We start from the raw sequence: 17,151 nt of genomic DNA, 5'->3' as shown, positions 1-17,151 counted from the left end.
GGACAGAGGCCTCTCAAGTTCGTCGCAAGTGTCGACGAAGTCGTTAATGCTAGCGGAAGCGCCGATGAACTACGGTTAGCGTTTGATGTTGGCCCGCGAATCGGCTGGTGAGGTGGTTATGCTTCCGCCTCGTACTGCGTCCTGCCCACCCCCCGGGAGAAAATCAAGTGTCTGTACTCAGCGGATCGTCGATCCTGGTCACCGGTGCCACCGGGTCCTTCGGTAAGGCGTTTCTGAACTACGCCCTCACCCATCTGGACCCGCAGCGCATCGTCGTGTTCTCCCGCGACGAGCTGAAGCAGTACGAGCTGCGGCAGATGTTCGGCGACGACCCGCGGCTGCGCTTCTTCCTGGGTGACATCCGGGACAAGGCCCGCCTGGAGCGCGCCATGCACGGGGTCGACTACGTGGTCCACGCGGCCGCCCTCAAGCAGGTCGACACGGCGGAGTACAACCCCTCGGAGTTCGTCGAGACCAACATCAACGGGTCACAGAACGTGATCGACGCCGCCATCGACAAGGGCGTCAAGAAGGTCGTCGCGCTCTCCACCGACAAGGCGTCGAGCCCGATCAACCTGTACGGCGCGACGAAGCTGGTCGCCGACAAGCTGTTCATCGCCGGCAACCACTACGCAGCCACCCACCCGACCCGCCTCGCCGTGGTTCGTTACGGAAACGTTATGGGCAGCCGCGGCTCGGTCGTCCCGCTGTTCCGCAAGCTCGCCGCCGAGGGCAAGAGCCTGCCGATCACCGACAAGCGCATGACCCGCTTCTGGATCACGCTCCCCCAGGCTGTGAAGTTCGTCGTCGACTCGTTCGACGTCATGCAGGGGGGCGAGCTGTTCGTGCCGCGCATCCCCAGCATGAAGATCCTCGACCTGGTCGAGGCCGTGGCGCCGAACTCGGCCACCCACGAGATGGGCGTCCGCCCGGGCGAGAAGCTGCACGAAGAGATGATCGCCTCCGACGACAGCCGTCGCACGCTGCGCTTCCCCGACCGCTACGTGGTGCAGCCGGTCGTGGCCAGCTGGGGCTACGAGGCGCCCGCCGGCGGCGAAGAGGTCGAGGACGGCTTCAACTACCGCTCCGACAACAACGACCTGTGGCTCTCCGTCGAGGACATGCGCAAGCTGCTCGAGGAGAACTGATGCTGCCGTACGGACGGCAGTCGATCGACCAGTCCGATGTCGAGGCGGTTGTCTCCGCCCTCGGCAGCGACTGGCTGACGACCGGCCCCCGGGTGGCCCAGTTCGAGGCCGACATCGAGGCCGTCGCCGGCGCTCCGGCGGTGACGGTCACCAACGGCTCGACCGCGCTCAACACGGCCTACGCGGCCGCGGGCGTGAAGCCGGGCGACGAGGTGGTCACCACCCCGATGACGTTCGTCTCGACGGCCTCGGCCGCCGCGACGCTCGGCGCCAAGATCGTCTTCGCCGACATCGAGGACGAGACGGCCAACATCGACCCACGCGCGGTCGAGGCCGCGGTCACGACGCGCACCCGGGCCGTCGGTGCGGTCGACTACGCGGGTCACCCGGCCGACTACGACGCTCTGCGCAAGATCTCCGAGAGCGTCGGCGCGGTGCTGATCGGCGACGCCGCCCACTCGATCGGCTCGACCGTCCACGGCCGTCCGGTCGGCTCGCTGGCCGACCTGACCACGTTCTCGTTCTTCCCGACGAAGAACCTGACCACGGCCGAGGGCGGCGCGGTCGCGTCGATCCGGCCCGACCTGCTCAAGCGGGCGCGCACCTACCGCACCATCGGCGTCGTCCGGGAGGGCCTGCGCCGTCCCGACGAGGGCCCGTGGTTCTACGAGGTGCACGAGTTCGGCGAGAACTACCGGCTGCCCGACGTGCTCTGCGCGCTCGGCAGCTCGCAGCTCCGGCGGCTGGCCGCCTTCAAGGCCCGCCGCCAGCAGCTGACCGCCCGCTACGACGAACTGCTGGCCGACGTGCCGGGGCTGCGCCTGCCCATCCAGCGTGAGGGCGTCGACCCGCTGCGTCACCTGTATCCGGTCCGGGTGCTCGACGGACGCCGCCGCGAGGTCTTCGAGCGCATGCGCGAGGCCGGCATCGGGGTGCAGGTCAACTACATCCCCGTCTACTGGCACCCGGTCTTCGAGGACCTGGGCTACCAGCGCGGGATGTGCCCGGTCGCCGAGACCTTCTACGCTGAGCAGCTGTCGTTGCCGCTCTTCGTCGACCTCAGCGATGCCGACCAGGACCGTGTCGTCGAGGCGTTGCGGACCATCCTCGGGAGCTAGTTCGGTGCACCACGCCAACCACTTCTACGGCCACGCGCACATCCTCGCGGAATACTGCGGCCTCGATCCGGAGCACCCGCCCCGGATCGAGGGGTATGTGCAGCACGGCTGGAACGTGGTGGACGGGCTCGGGCTCGGCACGCCCTATGTGCCGGGCCGGCCCATCTTCGTCTATTCCGAACGGACCCGGCGACGAGCGTGGTCGATGGGGCGCCGGCAGGCCACGGTCATCGGCGCTCCCTTTCTCTATCTGCTCGCCCTGCGGCCCGAGGCGCCGGACGCCCCGCCGCGTGAGGGCACGATCTACTACCCCTTCCACGGGTGGGAGAAGCAGCAGGTCCTGGGCGACCACCAGCGCCAGGTCGACGAGATCCTCGAGACCGAACCCGGTCCGGTCACGTTCTGCCTGTACTGGAACGAATACCGCAACGACCAGGTGCGTACGGCGTACGAGGCCTACGGCCGGGTCGTGTGCCACGGCTACCGGGGTCAGCACTGGCTCGACACCGACCGCCACTTCCTCGACAAGCAGCTGGCCGAGATGCGCCGGCACCGCCGCGTGGCCTCCAACCGCCTGAGCAGCGCGATCTTCCACGGCGTGGCGGCGGGCTGCGAGCCGGCCGTGTACGGCGACCCGATGCAGCTCGACCGGGAAGACCAGCCCACCGCCGAGCGGATCCGCCGCGACTGGCCCGAACTGCACGGCAAGCAGCTCGACCTGGCCGTCGCCCGGCCGTCGGCGCTGGCCGAGCTGGGTGACGGGTTTGTCGCCTCCCCAGCCGAATTGCGCGCCATGCTGGGGTGGACAAAGCACTACAGCCCGCAGACAGCTAGGGTGCCCGCGTGATCGAGATGATCGGGGGCGAGATGCCCTCCTTCACCGAGGACCGGCCTCGCGCCGGCGGGGCCCTGTTCGGCCTCCTCGCCGAGCGGCTGCCCGCCGATGCCCGCGTGCTGATCGCCGGGCCGCACGACGACGCCCTGATCGACGCCGTCGCCGCCCGCTCCGACGTCACCTGCCTGATCCGCTCCCAGCCCGAAGCGGTGGCGCTCGACGGGCGCGGCCGGCGGGTGCTGTGCGGCTCGCTGGCCAAGCTGACCGGCGACGAGCAGTACGACGCCGTCGTCGCCCTGGACGGGCTGGGTCGGCTGTGCTCGGTCGAGGGCCCCCAGCTCGACTGGGCCGAGTGCCTGCAGGCCCTGGTCCGCGCGCTGCGCCCGGGCGGCACGCTGCTGCTCACGGTCGAGAACGAGCTCGGCCTGCACCGGCTGGTCGACCTGACCAGCGCCACCTCGGCCCACACCGACAGCGACTGGAGTCCGCTCGGCGAGTTCGGCAGCAAACCCGGCAACCCGGCCCGGCTCGCCGACCGGCTCACGGCCGAAGGGCTGACCGCCGGCTGGGTGGGTACGGCCTGGCCGGTACCCGAGGCGCCGGCGCTCATCGCCACGGCCGAGGCGTTGCGCGACGGGCCGGCCGACGTGCTGGCCGCGCTGGCCGCGAGTGCGGCCGGTCGGGCGTACGCCGGGAAGGAAGTTCTCAGCGACCCCCGCCGGCTCGCCGCCGCGGCTGTGCGCGACGGTCTCGGGCCCGAATTCGCCGCCGCCTGGGTCGTCACCGCGCACCGCGACCCCGGTCCGGGCGTCGCCGCGACCCTGCCGCCGGTGCTCGTGGGTGACGGCCCGGTGACCGAGCTGACTCCCGGTCGTGACGGCCTGTGGAACCGCCGTGTACTGCGCGAAGTGCCTGGTCGCGACGGGTCCGGCGGCGACGGGCCACTGCCCCGGGGTCGCCTGCTCGAGGAGTTGCTACTGACCGCCTGCCTGCGGCACGATCTCCCGATCGTGCGACGGCTGCTGACCGGCTGGGCCACCGCACAACCGGGTGCCACCGCTGACAATGTGGTGGTCCACCAGGACACGTACGCCCTGCTCGACCCCGGCGTCCCGCCGCAGACCGACGTGATCCGCCGGTTCGCGCAGACGCTGCTCACCGGGGGTTACGCCCACCCCTGGCCCGCTGCTGTCACTCTGGAGACCCTGACTTCGATCCTGCACGCCGCCGCCGACCGGGCCGGTGATGTGCCAACCGATTCGCGGGAGGAGCTTCCGGTGTCGCGCCGCGACCAGGAGGAGCAACTCCGAGCGTTGCGCCGGCAGCTGGCCGACGCCGATGCCCGCGCCCAGCGGTTCGAGCGCGAGCTCGAAAAAAGGGACAAAGAACTTCGCAAGGCTCGTACGCAGATCGCGACCTTCAGCGGCTCCGTCAGCTTCCGCGTCGCGAAGCTGGGTATGGGAGTCGCCCGCAAGGCACGTAATCGCCTTCGAAAAGGACTTCAATGACAACCCTCGGCATCATCCAGGCCCGGATGGGCTCTTCCCGGCTTCCCGGCAAGGTGCTGCGCAGGCTGGGCAACCGCAGTGTGCTGGAGCGGGTCGTCCGGGCGGCTCAGCAGAGCGGCGTGCTCGACAAGGTCGTGGTGGCCACCACGACCGAGGCGGACGACGACGACGTCGCGACCGAGTGCGCCGCGATCGGCGTGCCCTGCTTCCGCGGGTCGGTCGACGACGTGCTCGACCGCTTCCTGGGCGTGCTCGACGAGCACGAGAGCGACATCGTGCTCCGATTCACCGCGGACTCGCCGCTGCTCGACCCCGAGCTGATCGCGCTGACCCACCGGGTCTTCCTGGCCGCCGGGGTCGACTACCTGACCACCTCGATCACCAAGACGCTGCCCCGCGGCCTCGACGTCGAGATCGTCCGGACGCCGGTGCTGCGCGAGATCGACGCGAAGGCCACCGAGCACCACCGCACCCACGTGACGTCGTACATCTACACGCACTCGGAAGAGTTCGACGTGCTCGGGCTGACCCTGCAGCCCGACCTGTCGCACCTGCGGCTCACACTCGACACCGAGGACGACTGGAAGCTCATCGAGGCGATCGTCACGCACTTCGGCGACGAGCCCATCTCGGTCCGCAAGCTCACCGACTGGCTGGCCGGCCGGCCCGAGCTGATCGAGCTCAACGCGCACGTTCTGCAGAAGGCTCTGGTGCAGGCGTAAGTGACGGTTGTCGGTATTCGTTGTGACGCCGGCGCCAAGACCGGCGTCGGTCATCTCGTCCGGTGTGTCGCGCTGGCCGAGGAACTGGTCGCCCGCGGCGCCGGGGTCGTCTTCCTGAGCGACCTCGGCGGGGTCGAGTGGGCCGAGTCCCAGCTCACCCGACGTGGCCTGCAATGGCACCCGCCGCCGTTCGACGAGGTCGGGCTGGTCGCGGCGGTCGAGCGGCTCGAGCTGGACGCGCTGGTGATCGACTCGTACACGCTGCCGCCGTCGCACTCGGTGGCGGTCCGCAAGACCGGGCGGCCGGTGCTGGCGATCGTGGACGGCGACTTCCGGGGTCAGACCGCGGACATCTACGTCGACCAGAACCTCGACTCGGTGGTCGACGTCGAGGACGCGCTGGGGCTGGCCGGGCTCGACTACGCGTTGTTGCGCAGCTCGGTCCGGAGTTTGCGCCCGCCGGCCCCGCCGGTGCACACCTCATCGCGTACGCCGAAGGTCGTGGCCTTTTTCGGCGGCACCGACGCCTACCGGGCCGCACCCGCCATCGCTGTCCTGCTCGCCCAGACCGGGGCGCCGTTCGACGCGACGATCATCGGGGCCGACGAGAGCCTGCGCGACGAGCTGCACGCGGTCGTGCCGACCGAGGGGCAGCGCTTCGAGATCATCCCGCCCACCGACGACCTGCCCAAGCTGCTGGCCGGGGCCGACCTCGCGGTGAGCGCGAGCGGCACGTCGACCTGGGAGCTGCTCTGCCTCGGGCTGCCGGCCGCCCTGGTCTGGGTGGTCGACAACCAGATCCTGGGGTACGACCGGACGATCGCCCGCGGCTACGGCGCCGGGCTCGGCCGGCTGGGCCACCTGGGCGCCGACGCCGTCGACACGCTGCACGGGTTGCTGACCGACGCCGCCGCCCGCACCGAACTGGCCCGCCGGGCCTGGTCGGCGGTGGACGGCCGCGGTGTCGAACGGGTGGCCGACGCCCTGCTGGTCAAGGCTGCGTCACCTCGATGACGACCTTGCCCACGGCGTTGTTCTCGACCGCCTCGTGGGCCGGGCCGACCTGCTCGAACGGGTAGCGGAGGATCGGCAGCCCGACGTCCTCCCCGACCCGGAAGGCGCCGCTGTCGACGGCCTCGGCCACGGCGGTGACGGCGTTGTCCTTCTCGCGTTCCGTGGTGGTGTAGGTCAGCACGAAGTCGAGGCTGGCGTTCTTCAGCATCGCCTTGAAGCTCGGCACCGAGAACTTGCCGCCGACGTAGATGGCGATGTTGCCGCCCGGCGCGATCACGTCGAGGTCGATCCCCAGGTTGTCGGTGTTGACCTCGACCACGATGTTCGGCCCGGTCGCGCTGACCTCGCGGACCCGGGCCACCACGTCCTCGTCCCGATAGTTGATCACCGTGTCGGCCCCGGCCGCCGCGGCCAGCTCGGCCTTCTCTTTCGACGAGACGGTGGTCAGCACGGTCGCGCCGGCCCACTTGGCCAACTGGATGGCGGCGTTGCCGACCGCGCCCGCACCCCCGGCCACCAGCACGGTGCGGCCCTCGAGAGCTCCGGGCGCCAGCCGCTCGGGCCCGTCGGTGGCCGTCGTGAGGCAGCGGTGGGCGGTGAGGGCCGGAATGCCCAGCGCGGCGCCGACCTCGAACGGCACGCCCTCGGCCATCCGCACCACCTGACGGCGGGGCAGCACGACGTACTCCTGAGCGGTGCCGTCGGCCCGGGCGTAGCTCGCATCCCACACCCAGACGTGGTCGCCGGGCTCGAGTCCGGTCACCCCTTCACCGACCGAGTCGACCACACCCGAGCCGTCCTGGTTGGGCACCCGCGGCGGCGCGACCCCGTCGGGCACCCCGCGGCCGGCCCGCGTGCCGGTGTCGGTCGGGTTGACCGCCGACAGCACGATCCGCACCCGCACCTCGCCCCACCCCGGCGGCGGCACCTCCCGCTCGACGATCTGAAGCACGGACGCGGGACCTGGCTCGCTGAAGACGGCTGCACGCATCATGCATCCCACCCTATGTTCACCTGTGGTCAAGCGCCGCCACACAGTGACGGGCATGCTCGGCGACCTTCGCCACCAACCGCTCCGGCAGCTTCGAGCCGAGCGCCACCACCGACTTCGCCTGGGCGGCCTCGGCCAACGCCCCGGGCAACCGGGTGGCCAGATCGGCGATCCGCTCGATCAGCCGCTCCGGGTCGAGCCGGTTGACCTCGGCGAAGGCCCGCCAGTGCCGCCCCGAGATCGCCGCCACCCGATACTCCGAGCCGATCTTCATCGCGAGTCGCAACCGGGGCAGATACATGTCGTCGTACGGCAGGCTACTGGCCACGTCGTAGAGCGGGGCGAGACGCACCTGCCCCGGTAGCAGCATCAACGAATAGTTCTTGGCGTGCGCATCCGTCCCGGCGATCAGCCAGTTCAGAGCAAGCGCATCCACGAACCGCCCGACTTCTAGTTCAGCCACCGCAGCCGGACGGACTGCCGCACGGATCAGCTCGATGATCTTCTCGGGGGACGGTCCGCCCTCGCTTTGATATTTCGCGGTCGGGGGAAGGCCGAGTGCCTGGCACATGTCCTCCTGATGGATCCGCGCCACCCGGCCTCGACCGCCTGGAAGCCGGTCGTACCGTTCCACCACGACGGCTCGTTCCTCGCCGAACGATTGCACGCTCGATCCGGCCGCCCGCAGGCCCATCAGGTGCGCGGCCCGCAAACAGAGATGTTCGTTGAGGTCGTGGTCATCGAAGCCGACGATGGCCGGCTTGAGAATGTGCGTGGTCGGAATCGCCCCGGACGGATCGCCCCAGCGGCCGGTCTTGTGGTCGAGATGCAGCGCGGTTTTGGCTTGGGCACCGGCCAGACTGAACTGCCCCGTGCCGGCCGGATGCCATGCGGACGGGTCAAGCCGCAAGTTACGGAGACGACGCGCGATCTGATCCTCAGTCAGCTCGGCGACCGAACCTTCGCGCGCGATCATGGCAGCCACCCGATCGCCGGCAACGAACTGCACTGCTCCAGCGCAGTCCTCGCCGACGTAACTCAGCAGGGCTAAGGGATTGCCGGCGGAGACCTGAAACTCCCGGCCCCACCGTTCCAGAACGTTCTCGTTGTCTGGCAGCAGTCCTTGGCAGTAAGCGCGTACAACTGATCCGCTGTACGAGTCGGCCGAAAGTGGCAACGAAAGCGATATCGGCAGGGTCGACACCGCATCCCGATAGTCCGCCTCGTAGCGAAGGCTGAGCACGCCACCAGCACCTTGAACGAGCCTGCCCACTACCAGTTCGCGGAGCAGAACGACAAGCGCGCGGTTCACTGCGGACCTCCGCCCAGGGAGTCGAGGTAAGCATCCAGATCGATCTCTGGCTCGGGCTCGGGCCGGACGTCGACGAGCAGGCCCAACGCCGACAAGACCTTGAAGACCAGTCCGACCTCGGCCGTAGGCTTGCCCGCCTCGAGGTCGGACAACCAGCGGCGGCTCACGCCGGCCCGCGCGGCCAGATGGGCCTGTGTCATGCCCTCAGCCCGACGCCGTTCCAGCACGTAAAGACCAAGATCGCCAGAATTGCTGAGACGCATGGCGCCCTCCTTTGTGCGCGTACGTACACATCCTAGCCTGTGTGCACGTACGCGCACATTATTGTCGCTGCGCACGTACGTACACATGAGGATCCAGGTGCGCGTACGTGCACATCGATGAGGGAGCGTGAACACGCGTAGGACTGTTCCGCGCGGTCCAGCCCTGACCGGGCTCGGCAACCGGTTGTGACCGGTCGAGAGGGTAGCGAGACACACAGCCTCCGCAGTCGCTTGACCTATCCCCTGCGGGCCTGGTCAGAGTTACTGTCGCCGCATGGATCTGACCACCGGACAACCCGTCCGTTACAGCACGGCGGCCGGCCGGTGGGTGCTGTTCGCGACCGTTCTCGGCTCGAGCCTCGCCTTCATCGACTCCACGGTCGTCAACATCGCGCTGCCCGAGATCGGCCGCGATCTGGGGGCCGACGCCGCCGGCCTGCAGTGGACGGTCAACGGCTACGCGCTCAGCCTGGCCGCGCTGGTGCTGCTGGGCGGCTCGCTCGGCGACCGCTACGGCCGTAAGCGGATCTTCCTCGTCGGGGTGGCGTGGTTCGCGCTGGCCTCGCTCCTGTGCGGCTTCTCCCCCAACATCGAGACGCTGATCTTCGCCCGGATCCTGCAGGGCATCGGCGGGGCACTGCTCACCCCCGGCGCGCTGGCCATCCTCGAGGCGTCGTTCACCAACGAGGACAGGGGCAAGGCGATCGGCGCCTGGTCCGGTCTGGGCGGCATCGGCGGCGCCATCGGCCCGTTCCTCGGCGGCTGGCTGGTCGACATCGGCGACTGGCGATACATCTTCCTGATCAACGTGCCGCTGGCCGCGCTGGTGATCTGGGTCGGCGCCAAGCATGTGCCGGAATCACGCAACCCGGCGGCCGCGCGCAACATCGACTACGTCGGTGTGATCACCGGCGCGCTCGGGCTGGCCGGTCTCACCTACGGCTTCACGGCCTGGCCGGTGGACGGGCCCGGCAGCCCGGTGGTGCTGATCTCGCTGGCCGTCGGCGTGGCCGCTCTGGTCACCTTCGTGCTGTACGAGCGCCGCTCGGCCCACCCCATGCTGCCCGTGCGGATCTTCGCCAACAAGGCCTTCAGCGGCGCCAACCTGGTCACGTTCGTCGTCTATGCGGCCAACGGCGGCGTCTTCTTCCTGTTCGTGATCAACCTGCAGGTCGTGTCCGGCTATTCGCCGCTGGCCAGTGGGATCGCGTTGCTGCCGACAACCGCGATCATGCTCGTGCTCTCGGCCCGCGCCGGTGGGCTGTCGCAGCGGATCGGCCCGCGCATCCCGATGACCGTGGGCCCGCTGATCTGCGCCGTCGCCCTGGTGCTGATGTCGCGCATCGGGCCCGACGCCAACTACTGGACCGACGTCCTGCCCTCGGTGATCATCTTCGGGCTGGGTCTTTCGACGCTGGTGGCGCCGCTGACCGCGACCGCTCTGGGCGCGCTGGAGGATTCGTACGCCGGCATCGCCTCGGGTGTGAACAACGCCGTCGCCCGCGCCGCCGGTCTGCTCGCGGTGGCCGTGCTGCCGCTGGCGGCCGGCCTGGGCGGCGGCAGCCTGACCGACGCCGCCCAGCTCCAGCCGGTCTACCAGCACACGATGATGATCTGTGCCGGGCTGATGGTGGGCGGCGCCGTCCTGGCCTTCCTGCTCGTGCCGACCCGGCTGCCGGTCCACCCGCCGGCCCGCACCTTCTGCGACCCGGGCGCGCCGCCGGTCCAGTCGAAAACCGCCGAGACGGTGGCCTGATCAGAAGTGCGCGACGATGCGGCGTCCGGGACCGTCAACGGTCATCCGGCCGCCGTAGGGCAGCACCCACTGCGGTGAGGTGTGTCCGAAATCGATCCCGAAGACGGCCATCGCCCCGGGGTTGTAGGCGGCCAGCGCCCGGAGCGTCGCCTCGCGCTGGTCGTCGCGGAAGCGGGCCCGCTCCGGCTGCGGCGGGCGGTGGCCGGTGTTGCTGGCCTTGGCCGTCGCGACCAGCACGACCGGGAACTGTTCGAGCAGGCCGCGCTCGCCGGCGTTGCGCAACATCCGGAAGACCTCGTCGGCCGATGGCATGTCTTCCGACGTCTCGAGCAGCAGGATCGAGCCCGCGTAGCGTTCCGGCGGCAGGATCCACTGCGAGGCGGCCAGGTTCCAGTGCAGGATCTCGAGGTTGCCGCCCCAGGTCGGCGCCGTCACCACCGTGTCGGGCTGGTGCCAGTGCCAGCCGGGGCTCGGCACCTTGGGCCCGGAGACGGTCAGCGAGGCGGGGTCCTCCCAGCTCACCTCTTCGTCGCTGAACTCGGTCACCGGCGTGATCGGCAGGTCGACGGTCTCGAAGAGGGCGGCCCGCAGGGACGAGGCGTGCTCGGCCTCGATGCCGCCGCCGCGGGCGAGATGCACCATTGTGGAGCCGCCGTGATAGCTAGCCACCCCGTGCGACCACAGCCAGTTGAGCAGGTTGGTGTTGTCGGAGTAGCCGAAGAACGGCTTGGGGTCGGCCACGAACGGCGCCGGGTCGAGATGCGGCAGCACGGTGATCTGGTCGTCGCCGCCGATGCTGGCGAACACGGCCCGAATGGCCGGGTCGGCGTAGGCGGCCATGAGGTCGGCGGCCCGGTCGGCCGCTGACGATTCCGGCGTACGGGTGGTGGGGAACTCGACCGGCTCGAGGCCGAGCTCGTCGCGGATCCGGCGCAGGGCCTGCTCGTGCTGGGCCGGGAAGACACCCGGACCGGCCCACGAGGGTGAGACGACGGCCACACGGTCGCCGGGCTGAAGCTTGGGTGGGGCTTTCATGCCCCCCAGGAAACCGCTAGATCATGCCGGCGCGAAGCGCATATGCCACAGCGTGGGATCGGTTGCGAAGTTTCAGGCGGTGGGTGACGCCATAGATGACGTTCTTCACGGTGCGCTCCGAGTAGCAGAGCTTGCCGGCGATCTCGTTGGTGTCGAAGCCGTCGGCCATCAGCCGCAGCACGTCGATCTCGCGCGGGGTCAGGCCGGAGGCGTTGAGGCCGTTCGGGGTGAGCACGTCGCGCTGCATGCGCTCGACGTGTTTCAGCAGCTCACCGACCAGATTCGGGGGTAGCACCCCGCCACCCGTGGCAGCCGCTTTGACGCTGTGGGCCAGCCGGTCGGCCGAGACGGCGCCGCGGGGCAGGATGGCGACCACGCGGCACTCGACCGCGGTCAGCAAGTCACCCTCGTCGATCTCGCCGACCACCAGCACAACCGGAGCGCCGGTCTCCGCGCCGGCCCGCCGAAGCGTCGCCACGACCTCCGTGCTGAGCCTTTCCGCGGCCACGACCAGCACATCCGCTTCCGCTCGCTGGGCATTGCGCACTACGGTGAGGTCGCCGCGGAACTGGAGCAACGCGGCGAGGCCGGCGTGGCTGAGCGGGTCGGTCGCCTGGACGGCGACGCGGATCTGTTCCATGGCTGCCTCCCCATAAGGTCAGGGAGGTCAGTGTGCGAAAAGCGCCTTCAGGGAACCTTCACGGAACCTTCATCGCGAGGGGAAGGCCGAAGAACCAGTTGAGCAGAGGGCGGCGGCTACGCGGAAGGGCGACCGTCCAGGAGTGCCCCTCCGTGCGCTTTCTGTTATCCGTTGGCACCCCACTCCGTCTCCATTGACCATCATCGACGCGGGAGGACACGTGACGAACGCCTTGCGCGTCGCCGTGCTCGGGCCGGTGCGGGCCTGGCTGGGCGATATCGAGCTCGATCTGGGCCCGGCCCGGCAGCGTGCGGTGTTCGCGGTGCTCGCCGCGCACGCGGGCCGGGTGGTCGGCCGGGACGAGCTGATCACCGCGATCTGGGGCGATTCGCCACCGGTCACGGCAATCGGCAGCATTTACACGTACGTCTCCGGGCTGCGCCGCGTCCTGCAGCCGGAGAACCTGAGCACGGGCTCCGGCGGCTATCAGCTTCGGGTTGACACCGGTGACCTGGATTCGGCCCGGTTCCAGCGGCTGCGCGCGGCCGCGGCCGAACTGCTGACCGCGGGCGACGCCACAGCCGCCGTGGCCCGGCTCGACGAGGCCCTGGGCCTCTGGCACGGGGATGCGTACGCCACCCTGGCCGGCCCGTTCCTCGAACTCGACCGGCAGCGGCTGGCCGAGCTGCGGCTGGCCGCGGCCGAGCAGCGGGCCCGGCTGATGCTCGACGCGGGCGGCGACGACGGCCTGATCGCCGAGCTGACCGCCCTGGTCCGTGATCACCCGCTGCACGAACCGCTGCACGAGCTGCTGATGCGCGCGCTGCACCGGGCCGGCCGGCACGGCGAGGCGCTCGAGGTCTTCCGCACGGCCCGCCGCACGCTCGTGGCCGAGTTGGGTATCGAGCCCGGTCCGGCGCTGCGTTCGCTGCACCGGCAGTTGCTCTCGGGCTCGGCCGACCGTCCCATGGCCCGGCCCGGCCCCGACTCGTTCCGCACGGTGGTGCCGACGCCGATCGCCAAGGCCCTGCGGGACGGGCTCGGCGGCCGCTCGTGGGTGGGCCGGGTGGCCGAGATCGATCATCTGCGCGGACTGGTCCGCTCGGTCGCCGCGGGCACCGGGGGCGCGGTCTGGATCTCGGGTGAGCCCGGCATCGGCAAGACCGAGTTGCTGACCCACGCGTTCGCCGACGCCGCCCGCTTCGGGTGCCGGGTGGCCTGGGGTGCGGCCGATCAGCTGGGTTCGCGCGTACCCCTGCAGGTGTTGTCGCGGGCGCTGGGGCTCGAGACGGCGTCGCGGCGTCCACAAGAGACCGAGGGGCCGGCCGAGGACCAGATCGTCGCCGCGGTGCGCTCGACCTGTGCCGCGTCGTCGCTGGTGCTGGTGGTCGACGACATGCAGTGGGCCGACAGCGCGACCGTGCGCGTGTGGGAGCGGCTGCTCGGCCTGGTCGGCAAGCTGCCGCTGCTGCTGGTCGCGGCGGCCCGGCCCGACGCGCACCAGGCCAAGTTGCGCCGCCGCATCAAAGCTCGTCAGCAGATGCCGCTCGACCTCGGCCCGCTCGCCCCGGCCGACCTCGACCGGCTGGTGACCGCGCTGGTCGGCGCCCCGCCCGGGCCCAACCTGCGGGAGGTGGCCGCCCGCTCCGGCGGCAACCCACTGTTCGCCCGCGAACTGGTCGCGGCGCTGCGACAGCGGGACGCAGTGGAGATCAACGGCGGCCGGGCCGACATCGGCCCCGAGGTGACCGTCGAGCCACCGCAGACTCTGCTCGACGCCGTGCACGCCGCCCTCGACGTGCTCTCGCCGGAGACCCGCGAGGTGCTGCGGCTGGCCGCGTTGCTGGGCTCGGAGTTCTCGGTGAGCGAGGTCGTGGCCGTCACCGGGCGCTCAGCCCTGCACCTGGTCGGCGCGCTGGAGGAGGCGCTGGCGGCCTCGGTGCTGGTCGACAGCGGCACCGACCTGGCGTTCCGGCACCCGTTCCTGCGCCAGGCGCTGGTCGCGAGCGTGCCCCCGGCGTTGCGGGCGGGGCTGCACCGGCATGCGGCCGAGGTGCTGGCGGCCGGCGGCAGCCCACTGACCCGGGTCGCCGAGCAGCTCAACGCGTCGGCCCCGCTGGCCGACTCGTGGGTGCTGAACTGGCTGGTGACCCATCACGCGGCGGTCGTGCGCCGGGCGCCGCAGATCGCGGGCGACCTGATCCGGCGTACGCTCGCCACCGATCTGCCCTCGGCCGAGGAGAGGGCGATTCTGCTGGTCGGGCTGGTGCGCCTCGAGTACCGGCGCGGACGCGTCCCGCTGCACCAGGCGGAAGAGGCGATGAGCCTGGCCGGTGATCCCGGCGACCGGGCCGAGATGCGGCAACTGCTCGCGACCATGCGTCATCACCGCGGCGAGACTGTCGAAGCCGAGGCGATGCTGCACGAGGCGGTCGACGACGACCGGGTGCCGGCGATCTGGCGTTCGCGGCACCGGGTTCTGCTGGCCAACTTCCGCCGTGGCGACCTCGACGACCTCGACACGGCCGAACGGCGGGCGACGACCGTCTACAACGAGGCGGTGGCGGCCGGTCAGCCCTACGAGACAGCCTTCGCCCTGCAGACGATCTGGCTGACCAGCTCGATCCGCCGCGACCACGAGCGCGCGCTCGAGTACGTCGATCGGGCCCTCGACGTGGTGCGCGGCCGCCCGCAGTTGGCCGGGACGTATGTCGACCTGCTCGACAACCGGCTGTTCTCGCTGCAGAACCTCGACCGTCTCGACGAAGCACAAGAGACACTGCGTACGGCGCCGGCCGGCCTTCAGGTGGCGGCCGCGGTGCAGGACTACTGGGTAGGCCGCTGGGACGAGGCGCTGGCCGAGATCGGCGCGGTGACCGAGGACGGGCCGGGCATCACGTTCCACGGCCAGCGCGAGCCGGGCGCGGTGACCATGCTGCTGCACGGGGTGGCCGCGCTGATCGCCCTGCACCGCGACGCGCGCGATCTCGCGGCGGCTCACCTGGGCGCGGCCGACGCGGTGCCGGCCAGCGAGGCCGAGCGCGAGAACTGCGACTTCCTGCTGGTTGCGCGGGCCCTGGCGGCCGAGCAACGGAACCGGCCGGACGAGGCGCTCGACCTGCTCGGGCCGCTGCTGCAACCGGCGTACGCGCCGATGATGCTGCGCCACCAGTGGCTGCCCGACGTGCTGCGGCTGGCCCGCCGGCACCACCGGCCCGAGGTGGCCGAGCGGGCGGCCGAGATCTGCGCGACCGAGGCCGCGCGCGAGGTCCGGCCGGCTCGCGCGTACGCGGCCAACCTGCGCTGTCAGGCGCTCCTGCTGGGCGATCCGGCGCCGGCCCGGGCCGCAGCCGAGCACTACCGGAAGGTCGGCCGCACCTTCGAATTGGCCGCCGCCCTCGAGGACGCGGCGGCGCTCAGCGGCGAGCGGCCCGAGGAGGCCCGCCGCCTGTACGCCTCGATGTCGGCGCGCTGGGACGTCGCGCGGACATCGACTCCCATGGTTTGATCAAGCCGATCAGACAAAGACGATCTTGAATGGCGTGCATTCGTGCGCGTCAATGGTGCGGAGTCTTGACAGAAAAAGTTTGATAGTGCGTGAATGTGTTTCGAGGTGGTTACTCCCCGATGTCACATCCACCGCTAAGGAGCTCTGTCATGAGCGTTTTCCCCGGTCGCTGGAGGCCGGCAGCCGCGATTCTAGGTGCGGCCCTTCTCTTCACCAGCGCCTGCGCCAAGTCCGAGGACGACGGCACGACGGCGAGCGACACGCCCGCGTCGGCCGGCGCCCAGGTTGTGCAGTCGGCCGACCCCAGCGCTGCGACCTGCACACTTGAGCAATTCGGCGGCACCAAGTTCGACCTCAAGACGGCCAAGGTCGGCTTCTCCCAGTCGGAGAAGGAGGCCAACCCGTTCCGCATCGCCGAGACGCAGTCCATCAGGGACGAGGCGGCCAAGCAGGGCATCACGAATCTCACGACAACGAACGCAAACTCCCAGTTCAACAAGCAGATCAGCGACGTCGAGCAGATGATCGACTCCGGTGTTCAGCTGCTGGTGATCGCCCCGCTCAACTCGGACGGCTGGGATTCCGTCTTCGCCAAGGCCGCGGCCAAGAAGGTCCCGATCATCACGATCGACCGCAAAATCAACGCCGACCCCTGTCAGGATTATCTGACCTTCATCGGCTCGGACTTCGCTGAGCAGGGCAAACGCGCGGCCGACGAGATGGCCGAGGCGATGGGCAACAAGGGCAAGGTCGCGATCCTGCTGGGCGCGCCCGGCAACAACGTGACCACGCTGCGGACGAGCGGCTTCAAGGACCAGATCGCCAAGATCGCGCCGGACATCCAGGTCGTGTTCGAACAGACGGGCAACTTCGCCCGCGAGGAAGGGCAGAAAGTCACCGAGCAACTACTGCAGTCCAACCCGGACATCAACGGGATCTACGGCGAGAACGACGAAATGGCCCTCGGCGCCATCACCGCGCTGAAGGGCGCGGGCAAGAAGGCCGGCGACGTCAAGGTGGTGTCGATCGACGGCACCAAGGGCGCTGTGCAGGCCATTGTGGATGGCTGGGCGTCCGCGGTGATCGAGTCGAACCCGCGGTTCGGCCCGCTCGCGTTCGAGACGGCGACCAAGTTCCTCAACGGCGAACCGGTCGGTCAGGACATCATCATCGAGGACCGGCAATACGGTACAGACAACGCCAAGTCGGACATCGGTAGCGCGTACTGAGCAGGGGCCCGGCGGTCGAGGCCGCCGGGCCCGTCCAGACATTGAAGCATGTCTATTGCTGACTGTGTGCGT

General features: G+C 70.1%; 14 protein-coding genes. 9 read left to right on the top strand and 5 right to left on the bottom strand.

Annotation, left to right across the window (positions count from 1 at the left end):
* The first annotated feature begins 167 nt into the window (after nt 1-167).
* Genes pseB through M1L60_RS22890 form a run of 6 tightly spaced genes read left to right on the top strand, consistent with a single transcriptional unit; the run spans nt 168 to nt 6,345 of the window.
* Complete coding sequence (gene pseB, locus M1L60_RS22915; protein ID WP_253239524.1) at nt 168-1,148, top strand: UDP-N-acetylglucosamine 4,6-dehydratase (inverting); 981 nt, start codon at nt 168-170, stop codon at nt 1,146-1,148.
* Nucleotides 1,148-2,266, top strand: a complete 1,119-nt coding sequence (locus M1L60_RS22910; RefSeq protein WP_253239523.1) for a DegT/DnrJ/EryC1/StrS family aminotransferase — start codon at nt 1,148-1,150, stop codon at nt 2,264-2,266. The genes pseB and M1L60_RS22910 overlap by 1 nt, the downstream gene beginning before the upstream one ends.
* Nucleotides 2,267-2,270: 4 nt before the next feature.
* Nucleotides 2,271-3,113 carry a hypothetical protein gene (locus M1L60_RS22905; protein ID WP_253239522.1) on the top strand — a complete coding sequence of 281 codons (843 nt, stop codon included), beginning with the start codon at nt 2,271-2,273 and terminating at the stop codon, nt 3,111-3,113.
* A gap of 5 nt (nt 3,114-3,118) precedes the next feature.
* Complete coding sequence (locus M1L60_RS22900) at nt 3,119-4,609, top strand: hypothetical protein (RefSeq protein WP_253239700.1); 1,491 nt, start codon at nt 3,119-3,121, stop codon at nt 4,607-4,609.
* Nucleotides 4,606-5,331, top strand: a complete 726-nt coding sequence (locus M1L60_RS22895) for a cytidylyltransferase domain-containing protein (RefSeq protein ID WP_253239521.1) — start codon at nt 4,606-4,608, stop codon at nt 5,329-5,331. The genes M1L60_RS22900 and M1L60_RS22895 overlap by 4 nt, the downstream gene beginning before the upstream one ends.
* Entirely contained in the window at nt 5,332-6,345 is a 1,014-nt protein-coding gene (locus M1L60_RS22890) for a PseG/SpsG family protein (RefSeq protein WP_253239520.1), read from the top strand.
* Here M1L60_RS22890 and M1L60_RS22885 read toward each other — a convergent pair.
* Genes M1L60_RS22885 through M1L60_RS22875 form a run of 3 tightly spaced genes read right to left on the bottom strand, consistent with a single transcriptional unit; the run spans nt 6,323 to nt 8,911 of the window.
* Nucleotides 6,323-7,336, bottom strand: coding sequence for an NADPH:quinone reductase (locus M1L60_RS22885; protein WP_253239699.1), 1,014 nt, complete (start codon nt 7,334-7,336; stop codon nt 6,323-6,325). The genes M1L60_RS22890 and M1L60_RS22885 overlap by 23 nt on opposite strands.
* A 19-nt stretch (nt 7,337-7,355) precedes the next feature.
* On the bottom strand, nt 7,356-8,648 hold the full coding sequence (locus M1L60_RS22880) for a type II toxin-antitoxin system HipA family toxin (protein WP_308208524.1): 1,293 nt from the start codon (nt 8,646-8,648) through the stop codon (nt 7,356-7,358).
* Nucleotides 8,645-8,911 carry a helix-turn-helix domain-containing protein gene (locus M1L60_RS22875; protein WP_256516905.1) on the bottom strand — a complete coding sequence of 89 codons (267 nt, stop codon included), beginning with the start codon at nt 8,909-8,911 and terminating at the stop codon, nt 8,645-8,647. The genes M1L60_RS22880 and M1L60_RS22875 overlap by 4 nt, the downstream gene beginning before the upstream one ends.
* Before the next feature lie 274 nt (nt 8,912-9,185).
* On the opposite strand from M1L60_RS22875, the gene M1L60_RS22870 reads away from it, so the two are divergent.
* Nucleotides 9,186-10,667, top strand: coding sequence for a DHA2 family efflux MFS transporter permease subunit (locus M1L60_RS22870; protein ID WP_253239517.1), 1,482 nt, complete (start codon nt 9,186-9,188; stop codon nt 10,665-10,667).
* Here M1L60_RS22870 and M1L60_RS22865 read toward each other — a convergent pair whose 3' ends face one another.
* Nucleotides 10,668-11,702 carry a S66 family peptidase gene (locus M1L60_RS22865; RefSeq protein WP_253239516.1) on the bottom strand — a complete coding sequence of 345 codons (1,035 nt, stop codon included), beginning with the start codon at nt 11,700-11,702 and terminating at the stop codon, nt 10,668-10,670.
* 16 nt (nt 11,703-11,718) lie between these two features.
* Nucleotides 11,719-12,342 (bottom strand): helix-turn-helix transcriptional regulator, encoded by a 624-nt coding sequence (locus M1L60_RS22860; protein WP_253239515.1) that lies wholly within the window; start codon nt 12,340-12,342, stop codon nt 11,719-11,721.
* A 220-nt stretch (nt 12,343-12,562) separates the two neighbouring features.
* On the opposite strand from M1L60_RS22860, the gene M1L60_RS22855 reads away from it, so the two are divergent.
* Both M1L60_RS22855 and M1L60_RS22850 read left to right on the top strand, forming a co-directional pair.
* Nucleotides 12,563-15,850 (top strand): ATP-binding protein, encoded by a 3,288-nt coding sequence (locus M1L60_RS22855; RefSeq protein WP_253239514.1) that lies wholly within the window; start codon nt 12,563-12,565, stop codon nt 15,848-15,850.
* A gap of 149 nt (nt 15,851-15,999) precedes the next feature.
* Entirely contained in the window at nt 16,000-17,079 is a 1,080-nt protein-coding gene (locus tag M1L60_RS22850) for an ABC transporter substrate-binding protein (protein ID WP_253239513.1), read from the top strand.
* The last annotated feature ends 72 nt before the right edge of the window (nt 17,080-17,151 follow it).

The sequence above is a fragment of the Paractinoplanes aksuensis genome (genome assembly GCF_024137025.1).
Taxonomy (GTDB): Bacteria; Actinomycetota; Actinomycetes; order Mycobacteriales; family Micromonosporaceae; genus Actinoplanes; species Actinoplanes aksuensis.
This window is presented reverse-complemented; position numbering and strand designations above follow the sequence as displayed.

Bases quoted from the DNA above. Each gene is read 5' to 3' on its own strand.
- M1L60_RS22910 (WP_253239523.1), top strand. From the start codon at position 1,148: ATGCTGCCGTACGGACGGCAGTCGATCGACCAGTCCGATGTCGAGGCG.
- M1L60_RS22900 (WP_253239700.1), top strand. From the start codon at position 3,119: ATGATCGGGGGCGAGATGCCCTCCTTCACCGAGGACCGGCCTCGCGCC.
- M1L60_RS22895 (WP_253239521.1), top strand. From the start codon at position 4,606: ATGACAACCCTCGGCATCATCCAGGCCCGGATGGGCTCTTCCCGGCTT.
- M1L60_RS22885 (WP_253239699.1), bottom strand. From the start codon at position 7,336: ATGCGTGCAGCCGTCTTCAGCGAGCCAGGTCCCGCGTCCGTGCTTCAG.
- M1L60_RS22875 (WP_256516905.1), bottom strand. From the start codon at position 8,911: ATGCGTCTCAGCAATTCTGGCGATCTTGGTCTTTACGTGCTGGAACGG.
- M1L60_RS22870 (WP_253239517.1), top strand. From the start codon at position 9,186: ATGGATCTGACCACCGGACAACCCGTCCGTTACAGCACGGCGGCCGGC.
- M1L60_RS22865 (WP_253239516.1), bottom strand. From the start codon at position 11,702: ATGAAAGCCCCACCCAAGCTTCAGCCCGGCGACCGTGTGGCCGTCGTC.
- M1L60_RS22860 (WP_253239515.1), bottom strand. From the start codon at position 12,342: ATGGAACAGATCCGCGTCGCCGTCCAGGCGACCGACCCGCTCAGCCAC.
- M1L60_RS22850 (WP_253239513.1), top strand. From the start codon at position 16,000: ATGAGCGTTTTCCCCGGTCGCTGGAGGCCGGCAGCCGCGATTCTAGGT.